The sequence below is a fragment of the Paenibacillus albidus genome, assembly GCF_014644435.1.
GTDB classification, from domain to species: domain Bacteria; phylum Bacillota; class Bacilli; order Paenibacillales; family Paenibacillaceae; genus Paenibacillus_AQ; species Paenibacillus_AQ albidus.
The window spans coordinates 1-21,759 of record NZ_BMKR01000056.1 but is presented as its reverse complement, the minus strand read 5'-3'; the positions used below and the strand labels follow the sequence as shown (position 1 = coordinate 21,759).

Here is a 21,759-nt window from a genome sequence, read left to right as displayed (position 1 = left end):
ATTCGTTAGGCTCCAAGATCAGCGGCGGCTACATACTTGGCTTTGTGATACGAACCATAGATCAGGGAGCAGATGATGGCGGTGGCCGCTGCTGCGGTCATGCCCCAGAAGATATTGGAGTAGGCGGTACCCATCGGCAGGGACTGTTGAGCATCTAATGCAATGCTGGTTACAGCCACACTGAAAGCCCCGCTGAAGAATTGGATTAACTGGAAAAATCCCATCCCCGCACCAATCTGGTCCCCCGGCAGGATCTCCGAGATTTGATTGGACACACTGGTAGTCAACGTAGAGAAGCCTACGCTTAGTACTACATAGATTCCCATGATGGAATAAAAGGAAGTGTCCGCGAACAGGGCAAACAGTATGGCAGCCAGCATCAGCAGCCACGGTGAATACCGGATGAACAAAATGTTCCCGTGCCGGTCAATCAGGCGGCCTACCCGGCCGGAGAGGAGCATGGATACAATCGCCCCCGGGAAAATTATGAGTCCGGACTGTGCCGGTGTCAGGCCATAAAGATGCGCCAGAACCTGCGGCAGCAGAAATAAAGTGGAGAAATTATTGATGTAGGAGACGATGCCGAGCGCGCTGAGCGACATATAGGTTTTGTTGCGGAACAGGGCCGGTTGTACAAAAGGGTTGCCGGCACGGTGAATCCGCAGCCAGAACAGCAGCAAAGCCAGGACTCCGACCCCAAGCATGATCCACTCGCGGCCGGTCAGAAACAGCAGGATGCCGGTGGTCCCGATGCCAATTAGAACGGCGCCGAGGAGATCGAAGCTGCCTTTTTGCGGTGCTTCTTTGGGGATCACCCGGAAAAAGACGGGGATCAGCAGCAGCGAAATCCCTGTAATAATAAATAAGTAATGCCAGCCCATGTACTGGGTGACGGAACCGCCGATGACCGGTCCAAGCCCCAGGCCCAGTGAGCTTGCAGAAATGACGATGGCCATGGAATTGCCGCGCCGTTCCACCGGAATATAGCGGGTAATCAGCACAATGGACAGACCCGGAATCGAAGCGGCGCCCGCCGCCTGTATCAGCCGTGCGCCGAGCAGCAGGATGAAGCTGTTGCTGAACAGTCCGATCAGGGAAGCGGCCCCGAACAGGCCGAGTCCGGTGATGAACAACGTCCGCAAGGGGACGAAGTCGGACAAGCGGGAAAAGGTAATTGACATAATGGCGAAGACAATGGAATAACCCGTGACAATCCACGAAGCGGCGATTGGGGACAAGGCGTAGTCTTTGGTAATTTGCGGCAATGCCAGGTTGAACATCATGGTATTCATGACGACCAGAATAATGACGAAGCCGAGCAGGGATACAACGATATTCTCCCGAAAGGCGGGGACGCCGCTTGCAGTTGAAGCTGTAGCTGTAGTTGTAGCGTTAGACTGACTCATAAACCCTCCTGTTTCCTGTTTCTAAATAGGATGAACTAAAAAATGTAATATCAAAGTGAGAGTAACGTAGGGGAATTTTGGAACTGTAGGAGCGGGTAGCGTCCGCCCGAAAGCTTTCCATAGAAAAGTTCGCCTCGTAAGCATAAGCTGTCCCCAGATTTCCACGAATAGCGGTATAAACAAGAAATTCTTACGACAACAGCGGCCGGAAGTCCAAACATTCACCGCAGTTACGACCAAAACCTATATTGGGAAAATCTCAAGTTCATTCTATATTTCTTTTAAATATGAAAGTACTATAATAATAGAACATTAGAAATATACCACGCGATATGTTAAAATTCAATAAGTAGTCTGTGCCAAAGGAGATGTAAGCGTTATGAAGATTCTGCATCATCCCCAACTTGCGGATATTCATCTATGTTCCGTGCTGCAAGCCTTAAGCGACCCCATCCGGCTGCAGATCGTTCAGGATATTGCTGCCCGCGGCGAGCAGCCCTGCAATAATTTCAATGTTCCAGTTGCTAAATCAACCATGACCCACCATATCCGTACCCTCCGCGAAGCTGGAGTTGTCCAGGTCCGGGTGCAGGGTACCCAGCATATCGTTGCGCTGCGCACCGAGGATTTGCAGGCCCGGTTCCCGGAGCTGCTGCCGGTGATTCTGAAGAGCAGTGCCGAGTAGATTTGGCCCTGGAGGGTGCTGTTCAGAGCCTCGGCAATAGAGGCGGGAATCCTAAGGCAAAAATGCCTTAGAATTGGCCCTGCCGGTGGGAATCGGCCAAGTGGAAGGCAAAAACGCCTTAGGAATGGCCCTGCCAGTGGGAATCGGCCAAGTGGAAGGCAAAAAGGCCTTAGAATTGGCCCTGCCGGTGGGAATCGGCCAAGTGGAAGGCAAAAATGCCTTAGGATTGACCCTGCCGGTGGGAAACGGCCAATTGTAAGGCAAAAATGCCTTAGGAATGGCCCTGCCAGTGGGAATCGGCCAAGTGGAAGGCAAAAATGCCTTAGGAATGGCCCTGCCGGTGGGAATCGGCCAAATGGAAGGCAAAAATGCCTTAGGAATGGCCCCGCCGGTGTGAATCGGCCAATTGTAAGGCAAAAATGCCTTAGGAATGGCCCCACCGGTGGGAATCGACCGAGTGGAAGGCAAAAATGATGTTAGTGTTATTAGTGGACACTCGTTAAGAGAACAGGAATAATGAAATTAACGAGGAGGTGTCCACATGAGTGGAATACGAAAAAGCTACAATGATGAGTTTAAAAAACAGACGGTAAAGTACATCCAAGAGCAGACCAAGACGGTGGCGGAACTTGCCCAAGAGCTGGATATTCCCGCAAAAACTTTGCATCAGTGGTTAGGAAAGTACCGGCAGTTCCCCGACGAGCCTGTGGCCAGCGCCGAAAGAGTACGGGAACTGGAACGACAACTGCTGGAAAAGGAAAAGCAATTAGCCGACATGGCAGAGGAAATGGCCATCGTAAAAAAAGCAGTGCACATCTTCAGCAATCCAAAGAACTGAGATTTCAGTTTATCGAAGATCATCGCTCCCAGTTCCCTGTGGAGAAGATGTGCAGCGTCCTTGAGGTATCGCGGAGCGGTTATTACAAATGGAGAACGGCTAAACCGAGTCCTCAGGCCAGCCGGAAGGCCATGTTGCTCCGGCGAATCACCTATCATTTTAACGATACGGAGGGCCGTTATGGCAGCCCTAAAATCACCATTCTTCTTCAACGTGAAGGTCATCAAGTCAGCGAGCGCACCATTGGAAAATACATGAGAGAGCTGGGTTTGCGCTCTTGTGTAGCGAAACAATTTCGAGTGAATACCACCGACTCCAAGCACGACTTGCCGATTGCCCCTAACTTGCTCAACCAGCAATTTTCTACAGCGAAACCGAACCAAACCTGGGTCACGGACATCACCTATATTCCCTGCCGGGAAGGGAGGATGTACCTCGCCAGCGTGCTTGATCTGTGCACCCGGGAAATCGTGGGGTGGAGGCTCAGTGACCGCATGACCACGGACCTCGTTCTGGGTGCCCTGGACAACGCCTACCATGCGAAACGCCCGAAGAAAGGGCTCATTCACCATTCAGATCGCGGGTCACAATATGCCTCTGCCGACTACCGTAAACGTTTGGTGAAATATCGTATGAAAGCGAGCATGAGTCGTAAAGGCAATTGCTACGACAATGCTTGCATTGAATCGTTTCATAGCCTTCTGAAGAAAGAGTTTGTGTACTGCACCAAGTTTAAAACGAAGAAGCAGGCCTATGATGAAATCTACCAGTACATTGAATTTTTTTATAACCGCAAACGAATCCATAGCACCCTGGGCTACGTGTCCCCGGTTCAGTTTGCAGCGAGATTCAAGCGGAAAGTTGCTTGAATCTCCTTATTAGTGTCTACTTTCTTGACGGAGGTCCAAAATGCCTTAGAATTGGCCCCGCCGGTGGAACCCGGGCCGACAGATTTCTTCTAAAGCAATACCCCCTATCTGTGGGGGTATTTGTGCTGTCTGGAGGCTGGATTCCGTCTTTTGATGAAGCCGGGTTGATGACATGACAAAAGGGGGCTGCACAGGCAGCCCCCTTGTATTTTTAGGTGAAGCGAAATTTCATCTTTCGGAGGGTGTTGGGGGTTGATACCGACAGGGACCACTGTCTGCCTTCATGTAATTCTACCAGGCTCAGATCATGTCCGTGGCCGGCTCCCGTGTCGATCCCTAGTTTGCCGGTGCCGCACCAGATGTTTCCGGGACTTAGACCAAAGCGGAAGGTTGGCGTATGCCCGAATACGACAGTCTTATTCTTAAGCGGCGGGGAGTGGAAAAAAGGCTCGCGTATGCTTGTCAGATCCTCCACGCTCTGGGCGGCCAGCGGGATGCCCGGGCGCAGTCCGGCATGGACGAATAGATAACCGTCTTCCTCCGCCCAAAGCGGCATGCGCGCGATCAAACGCTGGTACCGGGAAGCCGCGGATATATCAGGTGCAGCCGAATCAGGGACACGTTCCAGCCATTTTCGCTCATTATTCCCCTGGAGAGCAACAGCCCCGGCCGTGCAGAGCCGGTCCACCAAATTCAGGGTGCCAGCGGAATCAGGCCCTTTGTTAACATAGTCTCCGAGCAGAAACAGACGGTCTGCCGCGGGGTTATAACCGGCCTTATCCAGCAGTACTTGCAGCAAATAGCCGTGGCCGTGGATGTCAGAGGCGGCGAACAGTCTAGACATTGGCAAAAGTGGCGGATTCGGAGTAGATCATGGTTCTGCCCGGTGGCAGATAAACCGTCAGGCTGCTGCCGGATTCGATCCGCTCCTCATGAAACAGATGCAGCGGCTGAGCATCTGCTGTCTCGGCGATAATACGCCACCGGGTTCCTTCGTAGATGGCTTGTACAGCGGTCACGTTCAACAGGTTCGGCTCACCCGGCACGGGATTGTGCCGGACTACGATGCTGTCCGGGTGCAGCATCATTATAGCCGGACCCGTGTCCGCTCCGGCCGCCATCCGCTGGCCCGAGATTGGTGTGCCGGCTATGAGGGCTGCTGCCGGGTTCCCTTCGGCCAAGCGGACTTCCAGCCGGTTATGATAGCCCATTAACTGGGCGACCCAAGGGCTGGCCGGCTGCTCGAATAGTTCCTGGGGCCGTCCCAGTTGGTCAATGGTGCCGCCGCGCAGCACCAGAATGCGGTCGGCCACGGTAAAAGCTTCCATCCGGTCATGCGTAACATACAGCGTGGCGATGGACAGTTCGCCAAGCAGGCGGGCCAGCTCGCCGCGCATATCGGTCCGCAGCTTCACATCGAGATTGGACAGCGGTTCATCCATGAGCAGCAGCTTCGGCTCCGTCGCAAGCGCCCGGGCAATGCCGACCCGCTGCTGCTGACCGCCCGAACATTGGGCCGGCATCCGGTCCATTAGTCCCTCCAGTTTAAGCAGCGACTGCAATCGTTCCAGCCGGTTGTGCATGTCCGGCTTCGGGACTTTGCGCCGTTTCATGCCATATTCAATATTGTGCCGTACCGTCATATGCGGCCACAGCGCGTAATCTTGAAATACCATGTTCAGCGGACGTTTTTCCGGCGGAATGAAGTGCCTGCCGTGCTCTACTTTGACTCCGGCAATCTCGATTTCTCCCGCGTCGGCCCGGAGCAGTCCGGCGACCATCTGCAGTAGAGTAGATTTGCCGCAGCCTGATGGACCGAGGATACAGATACGTTCCCCAGGTTCAACTTCAAACGAGATCGGCTGGAGCACCTGCTGTTCGCCGAACGCTTTTGAAACTCCCTGTACCTTTAATATACTCTGCAAATTACTTTCCTCCTGAACGGTCCAGGCGGCGGAACCACAGGCGTCCGGCCGTCTGGAGCATGATGATTAGCAGCACTACGCTGCCGCAGCTGACGACGGTGGCCGCTGTGGCATATCCATAACGCGAGAACTCAAAAGCCCGGTCAATGACCAGAGGCATCAGTGAATAATTGGCAGGCTTCAGCATCGAAGCCAAGGCCAGATCGAAGATACTGGTGCCGAACGAAGCCAGTGTCGCGATCAGCAGCGATTGCCGGACCAGCGGCAGAACAATATGCCGCATGCGGTCAAAGATGCCGGCCCCTTGAATGGCCGCAGCTCTCAGCATGGTGCCGGACAGATTGCCGAAGGCCCCAAGCTGTACCCGAACCGCATAAGGAATCGCTCCGGCAATCCCGGCGATAACGAGCAGGGCGGGGGTGCCGTAAAGATGCAACCCGACAGTCTCCAGCCATTTTTGATTCCAGATAAAAATATACCCGATTCCCAGTACCACACCCGGCACAGCCAGGGATACAATGGAGAACAGCTGCAGTGCAGACTTGAAACGGGATTCCGTAAAGGTCAGCACATAAGCAATGACAAAGCCGATCAGCATGCTGAAGACGGCGGCTCCTGTCGCAATGGCCAATGAGTGAAGCAGGCCTTCCAAATAACCCAGCAGCCTGTGATCGCCTGCCGGAGCCGAGAACAAGTCGCGGTAATTCCCCAGCGTCAGATTATTGGGCGTCAGTCCGTCGCCTGTCTTTTTGAGCAATGATACAGCTGCGCTGGTGCCAATGGGGATTCCGAGGCAGACCAGCAGAAAGACACCGGTTACGAGGTTATATAGCCAAGAGTGGCGCGGCTTGCTTCTGGCCGCTTTGACCGCTCGGGCATTAAGAAAGTCTGCGCGTGAATGTCTCACGGCGAAGATTAAAAGTGCCATGGCACAGACGAGCAGCAGCACCAGATAGAAGGCGAGTACCCCGGCCATATCGAAACGAACGGGGGATTGGTAGATTGCCGAATAGATGGAATAGGTCAGCGTGGGGAACTTGTAGACTGTGGCCAGCGCGGCAGGAAGGCCAAAGTCGCCAACCGTGTCCATGAATACGAGCGTCCAGCCTGCCAGATAAGAAGGCCTGGATAATGGAAGGTCAATCGTTCTCCAGACCGTAAATGGCTTAGCGCCGTTCAACTGGGCCGCATGTCCGAATTGGCGGACGTTCCATTCCGTGGCAGCCAGAATAGCGAGGTAAGCCAGCGGGAACTTGCTGAGGGCCATGACGAATATAAGTCCTGACGGACTGAAGATAAATGAGGTGACCCATGTCCATCCGAGCCATTGGTGCACCAGTCCGTCCGCACTGGCGAACAGCACCCAGCCCTGGGCTACCATGAACGAAGGCGCGATCAGCAGGACCCAGGCGGTAAGATCCAACAGCTTGGCTGCCGCAAAATTCCAGCGGGCCCGCAACGTTGCAAGGATTCCGCCGATCACGGTCCCGAGGGTAGCTGCGCCAAGGGCCAGCGTCACCGAGTTCTGCAACGATTGCCGCCACAGGGGGCGGTGGAATATTTCAGCAGCCAGTCCAAAGCCGCCGTATTGCAGCTTCCCGAAGAACAACCCGGGGAACACGACATTAACCAAGACGGCCAGCAGCGGCAAAAAAATGAAAACAAACAGGAGGAGGGTGACCCCGCCTCCCCAACGTGCTTCCGAGGCTTTCATGATTACGCTCCTAATTTACATTTTGATCGGCGAACCAGGTCTTGATCTGTACCTCATGCTCTGCGGCCCATTCTGCTGTAGGCAGGAGGAACTTGCCGTTTGGTTCGCGATCGCTTCGCATGGTGATATCTTGTACAAGCGGAGTGAAAAAGCTCTCCGTGGAGTCCAGCGAGGTCATAAGCTGCTGGGTCTGCGGCTTCAGCATATATTCCACGAATGCTTTGGCTGCGGCCGGATTCTTGGTCTGTTTGCTGATGGCAACGACCCGCAGACTGCCGGGTGCGCCTTCTTTCGGCCAGATTACCTCCACCGGCTCCCCGGCCAGCTTCAACTCATAGGCGTTATGCTCCTGCAAGGCTGCGACCTGAATCTCCCCGCTGAGCAGGGCTTTGCCGACGGGCCCGTTTTTGGGATACACATTCAGCCCGTCCTTGAAGCGCTGCATATACTTTTGCTCCGCTGCGGAGACCCCCCATTTCTCAAACAGAGCGGATACCAGCGGGTAAGCTGGTGCGGCTACTGCCGGATCGGCATGGCCAACCGGACCCTTGAATTGGAAGAACTCCTCCCAGGTCTTCGGCGCTTTATCGGCAGACACGAGTTTTGTGTTATAAGCAATAACAGCGGAGGCATGAATGCCTACAGGAAAATAAGCTAAATCCTCCGGAACATAAGAAGCGCCGTCCCCGGTCAGATTGTCAAGGTTGTCCGGCTGCCAGCCGGTCAGAAGGAAGTCGCGGTCCGCCAGACTCTGCACGGAGCCATGCCCGTCCATCATAAGGACATCCCACTGCGGGTTGCCCTGCTCCGCTTCAATCTTGGCGAGGGCTTCGCCACCGCCGTAATGGACGGCTTCGATCTTGAAGCCAGTCTCCTCGGCGAATTTCGGTGCGATATAATCGACGAAATCATTGCCGTACAAATAGATGGTTTTGCCGGTATCCTCCGATGCCGTTGTGTTCTCCGTTGGATGGGCTGCCTCGGCAGCTGTGGTCTGTTGCGGTTCCGGAGATGTTGTTCCTGCAGCTGTGCCTGAAGTAGCCGAGTTCCCGCCGCAGGCGGTCAGCAGCAGGAATGCCGATGCCAGTATTGTGGAACTTATTTTACTTTTCTTTTTTCTCATGTCACCCTCCATTTGGTAATTGCCCGATGGGATGCCGCTTTCCGTTTGGCTCCACTTCAGTGTAACGCTCCAAATTCATCTTTAAATCATCGCTGCGTTAAAGTGAAATGAAATAAAATCTATGATATTTATGATAAGATTAATATTATCTATTTTTGAAAAAGGGAGAGAGATCACATTGAACTTGCAGCAGCTCAAGGTCTTTGTACTGGCCGTGGAATTGCAGAAGCTCTATCTGGTGGCGCAAAAGCTGGAGGTTACGCAGCCAACGGTTACCTTTCACCTGAATAAGCTGCAGGAAGAGCTGGGGGTTTCTTTATTTCATACGAAGTCCTATCATGTCATCAAGCTGACAGAAGCGGGACGGGCCTTATATCATTACGCTTCGCAGATCAGCGCTTTGTCTCTGGAGGCGGAATCGCTGATGGATGAGCACCGCGGGACGGGAGCGGGCAAGCTTTCGATCGGCAGCACGCATACTCCGGCGACTTATATGCTGCCGGCTTTGCTGGAGCAGCTCAAACGAAATTACCCCAAACTGGCGATCCTGCTTGATGTACGGCCTGCGTCTTTTATTATGGAGAAAATCAAACAATACGAGCTGGATCTGGGCATCATCTCTCAGACCCATGTCGATGATCCTGACCTGATCGTTCACCCGCTCGTCAGGGACGAACTGGTGCTGATCTTCGATCCTGAACATCCGCTGGCGCAGATGGACGAGATCACACCCGGGCTGCTGGCCATGTATCCTTTTGTCTCCCATGAAGAAGGTTCGATTAGCCGCAAGCTGATCGACCGTTGGGCGGAAGGCAATGGCATCAAGCTAGAGGTATCGCTCGAGGTGTCCGGATCGGAAGCGCTGAAAGCCGCCGTCCGTTACCGTATGGGCTACGGCATGATCGCTGAAGCTTCTATTCAAAGCGACTTGGCCGAGGGTAAGTTGAAATCCCGGCCGATCCCGAACTGGGTGCCGGAGCGATATATTTACGCCGTCCGGCACCGCAACAAGCTGGTCAGCCCGGCGCTGCGGATGTTTTGGCAGCTGCTTGAAAAGAGCTTTGACGCATAGAATTAATAGATTTGAAGATTGACCCGGGAACGTACGTTCACTTATAATCTACCTGTAATAATTATCCAAGGGGGGAAGATGACTATGGCGAACGGTTCGATGCTGCAGGAATTGAAGGCTGAGATTGTGGAACATGGAGAATTGCAATTGATCGGAATTCCGTGTATCGGGCTGAATGATATAGGGAGCAAATACCGCCAGGCGAAGGACAGCTTGCTTGGACTCGCCGCTCACATGCCGCAGATTGTGGATGCCTCTGTACAATATGGCGTCTGGCCGCAGAGCACTGAGCAGAATAACCCCGAAACCCATGTGTATATCCTCTGTGTCGAAGTTTCTACATTTAATGGAGTTCCAGAATGGTTTACCCGGATCGTCCTTCCACCGCACAGCTGTGTTGCAGCCGCCAGTAAGGATGGGGATTATGATGGAGCGGGCCGGGTGATTGACGACTTTATCGCTGCCAATGGCTTAACGGTTGGGGTCCAAAAACGGGTCTATACCATCTGTGACCGTTACCGCTACAACATGGAGGGGTTTGCGCGATATTCGCTGCCGATAGAACGTTAACAAGGTGACTCCAAAATTGGATCACATCAACCTATTCATTCTCTAGCATCTGATGCAACCGAAGACCGTCTTTCAATCCTTGCTTGTACATTAAGGTCTCGGCTATGCCCTGCAGCAGCATACTGTTGGTATCATAATCTTGTAGCAGCTGCTTACCCGCTAACGGGAGGTAGGCCTCAAGATCCGTGAACCGCTGATTACATTCTTCAATTAATTGTTTGTATTCATTAGAGTGATACAGGAGCGAACTGGCGGTATACTCCATGCGAATTGAAATGAATTGCTTCAACGCCTGATCCAAGCTGTCCATTGGTATTCTCCCCTAATTAAAGTGATAATTTTATTCTAACACTGTGTTCCTGGGACATATACGTCCACAGTGATAGTGAAGTGATGTCACTTTGTTATTAAATTGTATTTATATAAATCGATTTTGTGAAAATAACATGTGAGATAGAGTAACGGAGAGGAATTTTGGAACTGTAGGAGCGGAAGCGTCCGCCTTTGTCTCCGGATTTCAACTGTGAAAAGCGGTAGTAATCAGAAATTCTTACGACATGAGCGGCTGGAAGCCCAAATATTTCTTGGAGTTACGGGCGGACATCAGATGGTGATAACCTCAAGATCGGTTACTCTGCATAATAGGAATGCGTGGAGGATTTTGGAAAAGGGCCTCGAATATACTCTATAAAGCAACGCGGCTTTTTACAAGCTTATAAGGGGGATAAGATCATGGCGCTTCAGGCGGAGACTCTGGTAGAAGAATGGCTGAACAAAAATGGGTATTTTACCATCCGGGGCATTAGGGAGAAGCTGAACGAGATCGACTTTCTGGCGGTCAAAAGCAACGGGGAAGAAGGCTGGGAGTATATTCATTGTGAGGTGCAGGTCAGTGTAAGGCCTGTGGCGTATATCAGCAAATTGACGAAATCCCAAATGGAGAAGCTGGGCGTGAAGTCGAAGACAAGCGCCAAGGCCAGAAACTCCGAAAGCATCAAGGACAGTGTGAAGGCCTGGGTTGAATTGAAATACACGTCGGATAAAAAGCAGAAGCTGCGCGATTCCGTGGCGGGCAGCGCCGACTGGCAATATTGGTTCGTTCATGGCAAAGTGAAGGATGCACATGAGTTGGAATGCATCAAGGATGAAGGTGTGAAATTAATAGCCATCAAGGATGTACTCCAGGAGCTCACGCAAAATAGTACGGAACACAGCTTCGCCGCAGCTTCGGCGGGAGATCTGGTGGAACTCATTAATCTTTTGAACACAGAAGAGTAAGATCACGAATCAAAGAAATATACAGGCGGACCGACCAGGGATAGTCCTTTGGCCGTTCCGTCTTTTGGTATAGCGGACATTACTATTGCATGAGATGAAAGAAGTTCCAATTGGCCATCAAAAAAATAAAACTGACAAGGAGCGCTGACACGGCGATCCGAAATACTTTTTGACCCTTGGGCTGCTGAAGCTGTCTGTTTTTGAGGATAAAAAGTACGAGCAGCAGGCCGGCCAGTCCAGCCAGTATCCAGTTCAGGATGATTCCGGAGTTCAATTGACGGGCAGTCACATATTCATTGCCGATGACATTCAACAGCAGAACTATGACGTTAAGAGACAGGGCGGTTCCGCATAGGGTGACTGCTGCAAACAAACGGTGTGCTGCGCCCAAAGAAGAGAGTCCTTTTTTTCTCCGCAGAAGCCAGCGGATGAGCAGCACAAACGGGGTTAGCAGAAAAAATCCAATAGCCACCGCGGCAAGACTCAGACAACCAATCAATACCGGGACAGAACGGTCAGGGCTAAGCGGCAGCACATCGGTTGCTTTTCCTTTACTTAATCGTGTGATGTTTCCGTCTATTTTCTCCGCATACAAGACCGGTGCCAACTTCTTTATGCGGGGGAAATCGGTTTTATACAGCTTGTAGACGTCGGGGCTGGTTTGTTTATACTCTCCGGACATCCCCATTACGTTCAAGGTCAGGCCGTATTCGCCCTTCGCTTCCACTTTAATTAATCCCAAGTAAGCTATAACCTCATGGATAGTGGAAAAAGTACTACTTGAAAGGACATAATGCCCGGCCACCTCGCTGGACGGCGACAGGTTCTCACCTTCCGCCACGGTTTCCTGTGACTTATTCTTAAGCAACAGATTAATCACACCGGACGTAATATCCTGCTCGACTTCTGAGTTGGTCAATACTACAATCCCCAGCTTGTCTTCAGGGACAATCGCGAACTCACTTGAGAATCCCTTCGTATTCCCACTGTGTCCAACTGCGCGTGGTTTGGCATTGTATTCCCAGAATCCGTGTGCATTGGACAAAAGATCTTTGTGCAAAGGATAACTCTGGGCCAGCATAGTTTCCAGTGTCTCCTGCTTGGCGAACAGCGGGCTGTGATCGGAGGTTAGCGCCATGGCGAACTGAGCCAGGTCTTCAGCCGTTCCGTTCATGGCTCCCGCGGGATAAAGGGGGATATAATGCGGCACTCTGGCCTCAAAACCCCCTTGTTCAGCAACCGCATACCCGGCCGCTTGGTCAGCCTGCAGATCCGGGTGATCAGCCATCGATGGGTGGCCAGAGGTATGATTCATGCCTAGCGGACGCAGGATATGGTCCATTTCGTAGTCGGAAAAGGCCGATCCGCTTACTTTCTCCACAGCAAGCCCAGCCAGGGAGGCGGCGAAGTTAGAGTACGAGATGACTTTACCGGGCTCATAGATTTGCTCAGGTTGGGCAGATAACAATGTTTCCTCCAATGAATTCAGTTCATCAAGCGACTGTGTAAAAGGGATGAAGGGGCTATTCTCAAAACCGGCCGTATGGTGCATAATATCGAGCATCGTAATCGGCTTGTCATAACGGAGCTTCGCTGCAAATTCCTCCGGGAAAAACGTCTTCACCTCTTGATCCAGCTTCATCTTGCCCTCTTCTACCAATTGCATCACGGAGGTCCAGACAAACAGTTTGTTGACTGATCCGTAGTTAAACACAGTGGTAGCGGGATTTACAGGGATTTGTTTCTCCACATTGGCGTAACCGTAACCTTTGGAAAAGAGAACGGTATCCCCTTTAGTCACCACAATGGCTGCCCCGGGACTGGATTGTCCGATATGAGCGTTCACATATTGATCTATCTCTTGCCCCAGCCGGGTGTAGGGAATACCCGAAGGGGTTTGGCCACTGCTAACTTCCTCCGCGCTTGCGGGAGCAGAGACAGGGAGGAGAAGCAGGATACATAACAGGAGTGCGCATAAGGGGCTTGGTTTTTTTTTCATAGACATATTCCTATTCCTTTCCGTAAAGTTAGCCCTATCATACACAAACAAATCTTATCCAATCTTTGTCCAATCCTTAATTGATTCTTAAATCGTTAGGGGTATAGGCTTAAAGTCAATGCTGAGGAGATGGAAATGGCAACGCGAAAGCGAATCAAGCGCGTCATTGCCGGAGACTCGGTCTCCTACGTATTGGATGATCAGGGAAAGTGTGGGGATGCGGGAATGCTCCTCCGGCACTCAGTCAGGGGGCGTTGCTTACTATACCGCTTATGGAGCAAGTCAATGCCGAAGCTGAACCGGAATTTTAAAAAAGGAAGATGCCTATCCGTTCGAAGAGGTGACGGACGAACAAGACCAGAGTCGAATTAGGCGGACTCTTCAGACGATCGAAGGATTCGTCATGTATCAATGCATCGCGATGGGACTGCTACAACTGATCGTCTTGCGTTTTTCAGGTCGCGTTCCGGTTCTGTTTTTCCGCTATCTGCGAACGCCTTACAGGCAGGCTTTACCTGATTTTGACGGCGATTCGTTGGCTTCTTGAGCGTGAGAACTTGTGACTGTCCAGTTATGTAAAACATCCGTTAGTCAGGAAATACAACGCCTCCTCTCTTGCCGTATCCAGCAAAAAAAATCTTCCATCTCCACCATATAGCGTGGATTTGGAAGATTTTTTTATTCATATTTGACGGCTTCGGCAAAATAAATCTCTTGTAATCGCTCTTTGACCCGCCGGATTTCATCAGCTGTCAACGGAGCCGCCGGGGCTATTTTGAAATTCCTTCCTGTCACGTAACTTACATCAGTCAGCAAATCCAGATTATAAGGCGTCTTTGGAACGGGAGTGACGGTATAGTCGGTAAAATCAATGATTGACCATGCCGAATCTCCATCCTCTTTGGCGAGAATAATCCGCTGTGATGCATTTTCCGTCCATAGATACCGCAGATTTGCCGGTGAATTGTTATTATCCAGTACGGTTGTATATCCCGAACCCCTGAACATAAGTGAAAACTCCGAATGCTGGTTGCTTGATCCCGCAGCTGCCTGATAGATTTTTCCCAATTCATCCGCACCTACGATATGAACCTCATTGTCAGCCGGAAAACGGTCCACAAAATCTGCCCAACTCTTGGACATTTTGGGATCTCTTATCGTCCAGTCCATATTTAATGTGATGGAAAGATAATTCACCGTGTTCAGCTTCTGGTACGGATTATTCAAATATTGTAAAGCGGTGTGCAACTGGGGCACAGCGTCAGATTCAGTGACATATGGATCACCTGGATGTATGGTCCAGCGTGAAGATTTGTCAATATAACGCGAACCGATCGGATCAACAGTGACGGAGTTCATAAACACCGAGCCACTGTTATCGGCCATTCCCTGCGCGGGAACGAGTGGACTGTTCCGGTTAGACCAATAAGGCATCAGAGGCGAACCCTCACCGTACATATGGTTGACATTATATTGTGTCGCTGCCCACCCCATATAGGAAGTAATGCCAAAATGGGTGTGGAGCCATTCCACCTGCTCGGGATTGACGGCTTGACTGGATAAGGATTTGGGAAGGTACTTGGGCGGAATGCTGTTCAGAACAGAAGCTTGCCCCGACGTTCCGCCTTCATGCAAAGGGTTCAGCGCGTTATAACGATACATATACAGCCAGTCGTTCATGTTGTCTGCCCATTCGCTCAAACTGTATATATTGTTGGGATACCCTGATGCAATTCCAATCTCATCCCCGTATCGGTCTACATTCTCCACTATTTCCTGAAGCACAGGACGGTTGGATTCCGCAAAAACAAAATTGGTGTCCATCGCCCAGGTGATGTTGAGATTGGGATCAATTTTGGAAAGCATACTGCGTGCCTGCCTGATATCATCCAGCGTCGGAGCAACCGTTCCACTTCCCTGGAGCATAATGGAGACTGCAAAATATTGCTCTTTCCGTTGTCCGGCCACAACAGTTAACCGGGCCTCAGATCTAAAATTCACTCCGGTGGATGGAGAATTCACGCTTAGCTTCAGAGGAATTTCCGAACCGACAACCGGGATCATGTGCAGATTGACGATGCGTCCATCCCCATCAAATATCCCGTAAGAGTCCTGGCACCGAATTTGCAGGTCTCCCGGCAGCTCATCCGGCAATATCACTTCGCCGCCCGCATCCTTGAAGGTGAACTGCATACTCCAGGACGAAGGGTCCAGTGCAGCCGCCTGATCTATTGTATACGTCGCCAGATAAACTGAATGAATCACACTGTGATCCACCGACGGTGTGGTCGGCATGGCCGTCGCCGGAATCACTGGCGGCGCGGTTGGCGTTGGCGTGGCCGGAATAACGGGCGGCGCGGGCGGTCTTGGCCCCGCCGGGATCACTGGCGGTGCGGGTGGTCTTGGCGTCGCCGGTACCACAGGCGGTGACGTTGGTGTAGCCGTCGCCGGTACCACAGGCGGTGACGTTGGTGTAGCCGTCGCCGGTACCACAGGCGGCGACGTTGGTGTAGCCGTCGCCGGTACTACAGGCGGCGACGTTGGTGTAGCCGTCGCCGGTACTACAGGCGGCGACGTTGGTGTAGCCGTCGCCGGTACTACAGGCGGCGACATTGGTGTAGCCGTCGCAGGTACCACAGGCGGCGACGTTGGTGTAGCCGTCGCCGGTACTACAGGCGGCGACGTTGGTGTAGCCGTCGCCGTAGGTGTGCCCGCCACCGGCACCTCGTTCTCTCCAACCACTCCTGGCGCTGCTCTATCCAATTCCGGAGCAGTTAAAAAGGGATGCCCAATGGGGGCTATCATTTTACCAGATTGACTTGGCGGCTCCAATAACCGCCTCGCCCGTTCCCGCAGATCGTCCCCGCCCATCAACAGCCGAAAAGCCACCATAACTGCGGCTTGCCGCTGGACAGGCTCTTTGGGCCAAAAACGATACTGCTCATCTCCCTGCATTAATCCCAATTGCTCTACCAGCCATACGCTTGTTAGGGCATGTGCGGAAATATCGGGCCGATCTGTAAAACCAGGAACACCGGAAAGCTGTACCCCATCCGAAACACCAAAATATCTGGCATAACCAACCGCCATCTCCTCGCGGGTCATTCCACTTTTGGCGTTAAGCAACGTTCCGCCGATGTCTTCAATTATGTTCCTCTCATACAAGGTATGTACATACGGAACCGCCCACACGGACACATCCGTTAATGGCAATGCTCCTCCGCTGTAGACAGCAGACCAGTTCACGGTTTTAATAAAAAGACTCGCCCACTCTTGCCTTGAAATTGGGCGGTAGGGTTGAAAGCTTCCATCCTGATAGCCGGTAATAATGCCTTGCGCTGAAAATCTGTCAATGGCTTCAGCCGCGTAGGAATGCTGGGTGTCGGTAAATGCTCTGTCTGCGGAAACTGGCACATTGTGAGCGCAGAACAGCACTACAACCAGCAAACCAATGATGAATGGCCTCATATGTGTTGATATCATGTTGCATATCCTAATTTCCGGATACATTCCCCTCCTTATATAGTCGTGTAAATAGTATTATCGGAAAAAATACTACGCTATTATATAAAATTTCAAAAAAGTCTATAATACTTAACAAATTTTCCGCCTCTAAAATGTGACTTATAGTCCGTAGATCAGACAGCCTGCCTTTCTTATACTGGGTTCAGCAATGACCATTTTATATGACAGGTGAGAATATGAAAAAATAACGCTTTTCCTTGTTATGCTATTGTCCGCTTTAACCGCTGCAGCAGCGCCGATATTCCTAATCCCTCCTCTACAGAGAAAGGAACAGGATTATATCCCTTTTGGTCGGAAAAGTTCCAGCTTCATGGCTACCTAAACTCTTTGGGTCAAGTAATCATAGAACCGGAGTACAGTCCGGCCTCCTTTTTTGACGATTCGGGAGTAGCCGAGGTTTATAAAAATGATGTCCGCGGCTTTATCGACGCCTCCAATCATTATTATGAGCTATAAATGAGCAAATTCGCTTCCATTAAATTACCAAGATAATAAATAGAGACAAAGCATTCTCCTTGTGGTAAAAAGTAGTCACCACAACGCATTTTTACACGAAGGAGAGATCGCAATGTCTCATATCGCAATCGAACCGGATCACGGTACGCTCCGCAATTATTTGTTGCAACACCGACTACCCCTGTATTATTCCAAACCCGTGCTGGATCATATCATGACGTACATGACAGCGGCCAACTCGGAGGGTTTCCGGGGCAAAGTAGTCGATCTGGTGGAATACAGTGAGTGTCACTCGACGTATTACAGCAAAAGATGGCGGATTGATTCGTTCGGCAAGAGCTTTTATTCGCCTATGGACATTGCTAGCCTGGACCCATTTATTTTGCATGATCGGACAAGGTGAACTTTGCTCCTTTGGCGATGGATTACGCAAGAACATTATCGCAGACTAGCCACTCGTTATGACAATCTCTCCTGCACTTTCGGGGCTTTTTTATCACTGACCTCTATTTTTACTGTGGCTAAAGTAGTTTGAAGACACGCCTCTAAAGCTTTATTAATCTGATCCGATCTTGTCTTTTCTGAAGAGTCCTATAAGTAAGAGTACGAGCCCAACTATGAATAATAGTGGAGTCAGGATCATCAATAATCCAATCCCTGCGAATCCGTCATGCACATAATCCGCATACAGCATAGATACAATCCAGGAGATTAGCGGGGAAATCGGGAGCATCGTGAAGCTCCCCCAGACGATATATTTTCGTTTTGGAGATTTATCCTTGGATAAAATATATGCTGCAATGAACGCACATCCAATAATCATGAACACAATTAACCAAGCCATTATAGAAAACCTCCAGTTAAAGTTGAATTGGTATACCATATTTTAACATATAAAGCACCCTCTACAGTTAAACATTTGGAAGACGGTATTAGAAATGAGCCATTTGAGCATGGTCTACTTTTTGATAAAGAGGGTAATGTGATAGGTAGATTATTGCAGATCTAGAAACAGCGGTATATTTCGATATGGCAGAAATAAGGGCTGTGACTCCAAATGGGGTAACGTTTAGTATTAAGCGAGGAACTGGTGGATGGACGATCAATCCGCTGGATGTTGAGAAAATTTATAAACAAACACAAAGAGAACTTTCTAGTGACCCTATGGCTCAAGCATTATTTAAAGAAGGTTATACTATAAGTAAAATGGCAGGGGGAATTGGAGGGGAGTTTAGTGTTTATAAATAATGATGAAAGAATTAATTTGAAATTTCTTTACAGAAAACCTGTAGTTATTGGAATTTTGGACGATAGTGATAATGATCCCCATGATATGAGTTGGATGGTTGATAACTCTTGGGAATTGTTAAAAGTAAAATTTACAGAAAGTTCATTTCAGGAGTTAGTTATAGGGTTGGTGGAAATATTTAGAGGGGGGCAACCGAACTACTCATCACTTGGTGAAATGTTCGGTAACGATACAAAGGTTGAGGGAGATATCGAGAAAGTAGTATACATTATAACCAATATTGAAAGAAATTTAAATGATATTATAAGAGTTGAGATGTACCTTGATCCTATGAATCGAAATATTAACGATCTAATTTTATATGTTCGGGAAGGGTTAGATATGTTAACAATTAAAGATACGATTAACGAAAAATATGAGGGTTTATCCATTGGTTTTAATGACAAGTTTATTATTACAGATAGGGAATATAGGATTATTATTATTTGTGAGTAAATGTGAATATTGGTTGAGTCTGTTGAGGGAAATGTGTGGAGTTGTCAATAATTTTGTGTAAATCCTCATACAACTCCAACAGAGGAAGCCACAACAAAACCAATCACGTCACCATGCGAGATAGCCGCTTGTGTTGAGGTTTCTTTTTCATTTGCCGTTAAAAAGTAGCGGTTCAAAAAGACCCACCCATTGCCGAACGAATTCAACCAATAACACACCTAACCCATGTAATACTCGTTTAAAGATGATTTAGTCATTTCATTTTGTACGCCCAGTAATGCTTGATAATTTATAACCTAAATAACGTAAAGCGTTACATAAAACAGGTTGATTATGGTCAGATACCACCATGATTGGCCTGTGTATTGTTTAGTTGGCAAGACTTTGAAACGGCCATTGCGTTTGATGCAGCAGAAATCCGTGCGACTCTTCCAAATGGTATTATAATTAGTATGAAAAGGGGACCAAACGGTTGGAGTGTCCCATGTAACGATGTAAAGGATATTTTTGCAGACATTCAAAATTCATTTAGGAATAATCCTGAAATAATGCGAATTTATAGAGAAGAAGAGTATGCTAAAGTAAACGATAAGATTTTTTTGAAAAGCCTCCCAATGGTTTGTTAGTTGATCTAGTCTCGATATTTAGAAAAGGGAATCCCAATTACATCAATTTAGGTAGCCTATTCGGCATTGAAAAAAAGAGAGTTGAAGACAAAAATAAGATTATCTACAGTGTTAATCAGGTGAATCGAAAGGAAAACGACATTACTAATGTTACAATGTTTCTTGATTCTGATAGCCACAAAATCACAGAGATTTATATATATGTACAAGTATTACCTCAAATGAATGAACTCAAATGCAGATTAGAGGAGAGTTATTCTGATTCACTTGTTAATGTTAGCAATGATTTTGTGATTATCGATAATGATTTTAAATTAATACTTGAGCATTTTGCATTAATCTAAGCCCTTGTTATACAAAGGGATTTTGGGTATAAAAAAGGACTTCACCCCAACTTGGAGAAGTTTTTTGGTGGCCAAACCTAAACACTCAAGAGGAGGAAGTTCCCTTTGTTTATTTTACAAGAAAGTCTGTTTTCCTTTGAGGAACTTCAAAAAATCGAATCCAAAGAATGATTTCCACTCTTTTTTAGCGCACTAGACCTACGTCCTTACGCGAGAAAATTGAGAAATCCCTCACCCCGAGGAGCGGATGGACATTGCCGTCAAGCCATTCACGCCTACGAGAAAAAAGAACCCAAGCTAAAAAGCGAACTCATCGGTAATGCCAACTGGGGGCAAAGTTTGATACGTTTGGCAACAAAGCCAAGTGGTTTGGTTATAAGCTACATTTGGTCGCCGATGCACAGAGTGAACTTCCAATGGCGCTCAAGGCGCTTGTCGCTGCGAAATCTAAAGTGAAATTCTTCATGCTGGATGCGGGCTGTGATCAAATGAAAAACTATGAGGCGGCAAGGAAGGTCAAGGCACAAACTATTATTCCGCTAAATCCCCGAAATGAAAAGGAACCGCCAGCGGGGATCACTCGCAAAGGTACGCCCTGCTGTTCGATGGGCTTTCCCAGGACGTATTGGGGACAAGAGAAGACACATTTGAAATTCCGTTGTCCGCATGCGACAGGTCAAGTGGTTTGTCCTTTAGGCATGGCTGGAAGGAGCTTTATAATAAACGAACCAGTGTGGAACGTTGTAATTCTCGAATGAAGACCTATTTGACCGCAGACCAACTCCACGTTTGGGGGATTGGAAAACTAATGACCCACCTGTATTTAAAAGCGATAATGTTACTTGCCTCTGCACTTGCGATCTCGAAGCAACGAGTCCAAAACGCCGCTTAAAAATTCTAGCTTCACCCGAAATTCTGCCCGTCTGCACATTTATAATACAGATGTTAAAAGCGGAGATTTAACTGTAGCCAGACTATGACTTTGAATCGAAAGTTTAATTATGCAAAATGCTCATTTAGAAGAACTAGGGGCGGTGATAAAATAATGGGTATTTCTGCATTCGTTTTATTCGAAACTGGTAGTAACATTCCATTAACTGATCTTTTGCAGTATACAGAAGATTTTTGCATTGAGTTAAACTTATTTTATGGAGTCAGTTTTAAGAAGGCAAATGGTAACAACCAATTAAAACATGTCAGATCAAATATAAGTGATCTACCATTTGTTGAAAGTTCATCAAGGCAATTATGTATTGATTTTTATGATGAGCCTTATAAATTTCAAAATATTTCCTTTGATTGGTCAGGAAGGGATACAGAATTTTTTGAAGCAATAATAGTAGATGGTTTTTGTGACAATGAAGACTTATTATTTGATGTTCTATTTAAAGTTCTAAAAAACTATCCAAATACGAAAGTATGGATGGAAGATGATTGGTTCTATACGTTAAATGACTTAGAAAAGATAGCGAACAGACCTTATGATGGAAATTGGTGTTACAAAAATCCAAAAGAACTATAATGTGACCTAGTACCTTGACCGCGAATAATTTTACCTTTAAGCTCTCCGTATAGAGTCAAATGG

At 49.0% G+C, this 21,759-nt stretch carries 22 protein-coding genes and 2 pseudogenes; 15 read left to right on the top strand and 9 right to left on the bottom strand.

Features of this window, described 5'->3' with window-relative positions; genetic code table 11:
* Nucleotides 1-5: 5 nt before the first annotated feature.
* Nucleotides 6-1,406 (bottom strand): MFS transporter, encoded by a 1,401-nt coding sequence (locus IEY53_RS32805; RefSeq protein WP_189032286.1) that lies wholly within the window; start codon nt 1,404-1,406, stop codon nt 6-8.
* A 379-nt stretch (nt 1,407-1,785) separates the two neighbouring features.
* On the opposite strand from IEY53_RS32805, the gene IEY53_RS32800 reads away from it, so the two are divergent.
* The 4 genes from IEY53_RS32800 to IEY53_RS32785 all read left to right on the top strand — a co-directional run bounded on the left by IEY53_RS32800 (nt 1,786) and on the right by IEY53_RS32785 (nt 3,798).
* Nucleotides 1,786-2,091 carry an ArsR/SmtB family transcription factor gene (locus IEY53_RS32800; RefSeq protein WP_189032284.1) on the top strand — a complete coding sequence of 102 codons (306 nt, stop codon included), beginning with the start codon at nt 1,786-1,788 and terminating at the stop codon, nt 2,089-2,091.
* Between the two features lie 73 nt (nt 2,092-2,164).
* A complete protein-coding gene (locus tag IEY53_RS32795) occupies nt 2,165-2,350 on the top strand; it encodes a hypothetical protein (protein WP_189032282.1) in 186 nt (61 codons plus the stop codon).
* A 282-nt stretch (nt 2,351-2,632) separates the two neighbouring features.
* Nucleotides 2,633-2,929, top strand: a complete 297-nt coding sequence (locus tag IEY53_RS32790; protein WP_189032280.1) for a transposase — start codon at nt 2,633-2,635, stop codon at nt 2,927-2,929.
* Nucleotides 2,857-3,798 (top strand): IS3 family transposase, encoded by a 942-nt coding sequence (locus IEY53_RS32785; protein ID WP_229696479.1) that lies wholly within the window; start codon nt 2,857-2,859, stop codon nt 3,796-3,798. The genes IEY53_RS32790 and IEY53_RS32785 overlap by 73 nt, the downstream gene beginning before the upstream one ends.
* 211 nt (nt 3,799-4,009) lie before the next feature.
* Here the strand turns inward: IEY53_RS32785 and IEY53_RS32780 are convergent, their stop codons facing one another.
* The 4 genes from IEY53_RS32780 to IEY53_RS32765 are packed head-to-tail and all read right to left on the bottom strand — an operon-like array spanning nt 4,010 to nt 8,560.
* Nucleotides 4,010-4,642, bottom strand: a complete 633-nt coding sequence (locus tag IEY53_RS32780) for a metallophosphoesterase (protein WP_189032278.1) — start codon at nt 4,640-4,642, stop codon at nt 4,010-4,012.
* A complete protein-coding gene (locus IEY53_RS32775) occupies nt 4,635-5,723 on the bottom strand; it encodes an ABC transporter ATP-binding protein (RefSeq protein ID WP_189032276.1) in 1,089 nt (362 codons plus the stop codon). Before IEY53_RS32775 ends, IEY53_RS32780 begins: the two co-directional genes overlap by 8 nt.
* A 1-nt stretch (nt 5,724) precedes the next feature.
* Nucleotides 5,725-7,437, bottom strand: coding sequence for an ABC transporter permease (locus IEY53_RS32770; protein WP_189032274.1), 1,713 nt, complete (start codon nt 7,435-7,437; stop codon nt 5,725-5,727).
* Nucleotides 7,438-7,447: 10 nt separating this feature from the next.
* Nucleotides 7,448-8,560 (bottom strand): ABC transporter substrate-binding protein, encoded by a 1,113-nt coding sequence (locus tag IEY53_RS32765; protein WP_189032273.1) that lies wholly within the window; start codon nt 8,558-8,560, stop codon nt 7,448-7,450.
* 178 nt (nt 8,561-8,738) lie between these two features.
* Between IEY53_RS32765 and IEY53_RS32760 the strand changes: the two genes are divergently transcribed.
* Together IEY53_RS32760 and IEY53_RS32755 are read left to right on the top strand one after the other, a co-directional pair.
* Nucleotides 8,739-9,632: a LysR substrate-binding domain-containing protein gene (locus tag IEY53_RS32760; RefSeq protein ID WP_189032272.1), complete on the top strand. Its 894-nt coding sequence runs from the start codon at nt 8,739-8,741 to the stop codon at nt 9,630-9,632.
* Between the two features lie 78 nt (nt 9,633-9,710).
* Nucleotides 9,711-10,202, top strand: a complete 492-nt coding sequence (locus IEY53_RS32755) for a GyrI-like domain-containing protein (protein ID WP_189032271.1) — start codon at nt 9,711-9,713, stop codon at nt 10,200-10,202.
* A gap of 31 nt (nt 10,203-10,233) precedes the next feature.
* Here the strand turns inward: IEY53_RS32755 and IEY53_RS32750 are convergent, their stop codons facing one another.
* Entirely contained in the window at nt 10,234-10,512 is a 279-nt protein-coding gene (locus tag IEY53_RS32750) for a hypothetical protein (protein ID WP_189032270.1), read from the bottom strand.
* A 422-nt stretch (nt 10,513-10,934) separates the two neighbouring features.
* On the opposite strand from IEY53_RS32750, the gene IEY53_RS32745 reads away from it, so the two are divergent.
* Nucleotides 10,935-11,480: a hypothetical protein gene (locus IEY53_RS32745; RefSeq protein ID WP_189032269.1), complete on the top strand. Its 546-nt coding sequence runs from the start codon at nt 10,935-10,937 to the stop codon at nt 11,478-11,480.
* An 82-nt stretch (nt 11,481-11,562) separates the two neighbouring features.
* On the opposite strand, the gene IEY53_RS32740 is transcribed toward IEY53_RS32745, so the two are convergent.
* On the bottom strand, nt 11,563-13,479 hold the full coding sequence (locus IEY53_RS32740; RefSeq protein WP_229696477.1) for a serine hydrolase domain-containing protein: 1,917 nt from the start codon (nt 13,477-13,479) through the stop codon (nt 11,563-11,565).
* Nucleotides 13,480-13,819: 340 nt separating this feature from the next.
* Between IEY53_RS32740 and IEY53_RS32735 the strand changes: the two genes are divergently transcribed.
* Nucleotides 13,820-14,026 carry a hypothetical protein gene (locus tag IEY53_RS32735; RefSeq protein ID WP_189032267.1) on the top strand — a complete coding sequence of 69 codons (207 nt, stop codon included), beginning with the start codon at nt 13,820-13,822 and terminating at the stop codon, nt 14,024-14,026.
* Between the two features lie 131 nt (nt 14,027-14,157).
* Here the strand turns inward: IEY53_RS32735 and IEY53_RS32730 are convergent, their stop codons facing one another.
* Nucleotides 14,158-16,962 (bottom strand): S-layer homology domain-containing protein, encoded by a 2,805-nt coding sequence (locus IEY53_RS32730; RefSeq protein ID WP_189032265.1) that lies wholly within the window; start codon nt 16,960-16,962, stop codon nt 14,158-14,160.
* 249 nt (nt 16,963-17,211) lie between these two features.
* Here IEY53_RS32730 and IEY53_RS36225 point away from each other — a divergent pair, with 249 nt between their 5' ends.
* Complete coding sequence (locus tag IEY53_RS36225; RefSeq protein WP_373293976.1) at nt 17,212-17,460, top strand: WG repeat-containing protein; 249 nt, start codon at nt 17,212-17,214, stop codon at nt 17,458-17,460.
* A 112-nt stretch (nt 17,461-17,572) separates the two neighbouring features.
* Nucleotides 17,573-17,758, top strand: a pseudogene (locus IEY53_RS36335) (IS701 family transposase); the annotation flags it as partial.
* A 258-nt stretch (nt 17,759-18,016) separates the two neighbouring features.
* Here the strand turns inward: IEY53_RS36335 and IEY53_RS32715 are convergent.
* Entirely contained in the window at nt 18,017-18,304 is a 288-nt protein-coding gene (locus IEY53_RS32715; RefSeq protein WP_189032259.1) for a hypothetical protein, read from the bottom strand.
* 185 nt (nt 18,305-18,489) lie between these two features.
* On the opposite strand from IEY53_RS32715, the gene IEY53_RS32710 reads away from it, so the two are divergent.
* From IEY53_RS32710 to IEY53_RS32690, 5 genes and pseudogenes are all read left to right on the top strand, one after another.
* Entirely contained in the window at nt 18,490-18,708 is a 219-nt protein-coding gene (locus tag IEY53_RS32710) for a hypothetical protein (protein WP_189032257.1), read from the top strand.
* Nucleotides 18,695-19,204 (top strand): hypothetical protein, encoded by a 510-nt coding sequence (locus IEY53_RS32705; RefSeq protein ID WP_189032255.1) that lies wholly within the window; start codon nt 18,695-18,697, stop codon nt 19,202-19,204. Before IEY53_RS32710 ends, IEY53_RS32705 begins: the two co-directional genes overlap by 14 nt.
* Before the next feature lie 365 nt (nt 19,205-19,569).
* The gene (locus tag IEY53_RS32700) at nt 19,570-19,830 is read left to right on the top strand and encodes a hypothetical protein (protein WP_189032305.1); all 261 of its coding nucleotides are present in this window, start codon (nt 19,570-19,572) and stop codon (nt 19,828-19,830) included.
* Between the two features lie 449 nt (nt 19,831-20,279).
* Nucleotides 20,280-21,066, top strand: a pseudogene (locus IEY53_RS36330) (transposase).
* Between the two features lie 84 nt (nt 21,067-21,150).
* Nucleotides 21,151-21,696, top strand: coding sequence for a hypothetical protein (locus IEY53_RS32690; RefSeq protein WP_189032253.1), 546 nt, complete (start codon nt 21,151-21,153; stop codon nt 21,694-21,696).
* Nucleotides 21,697-21,759: the final 63 nt, after the last annotated feature.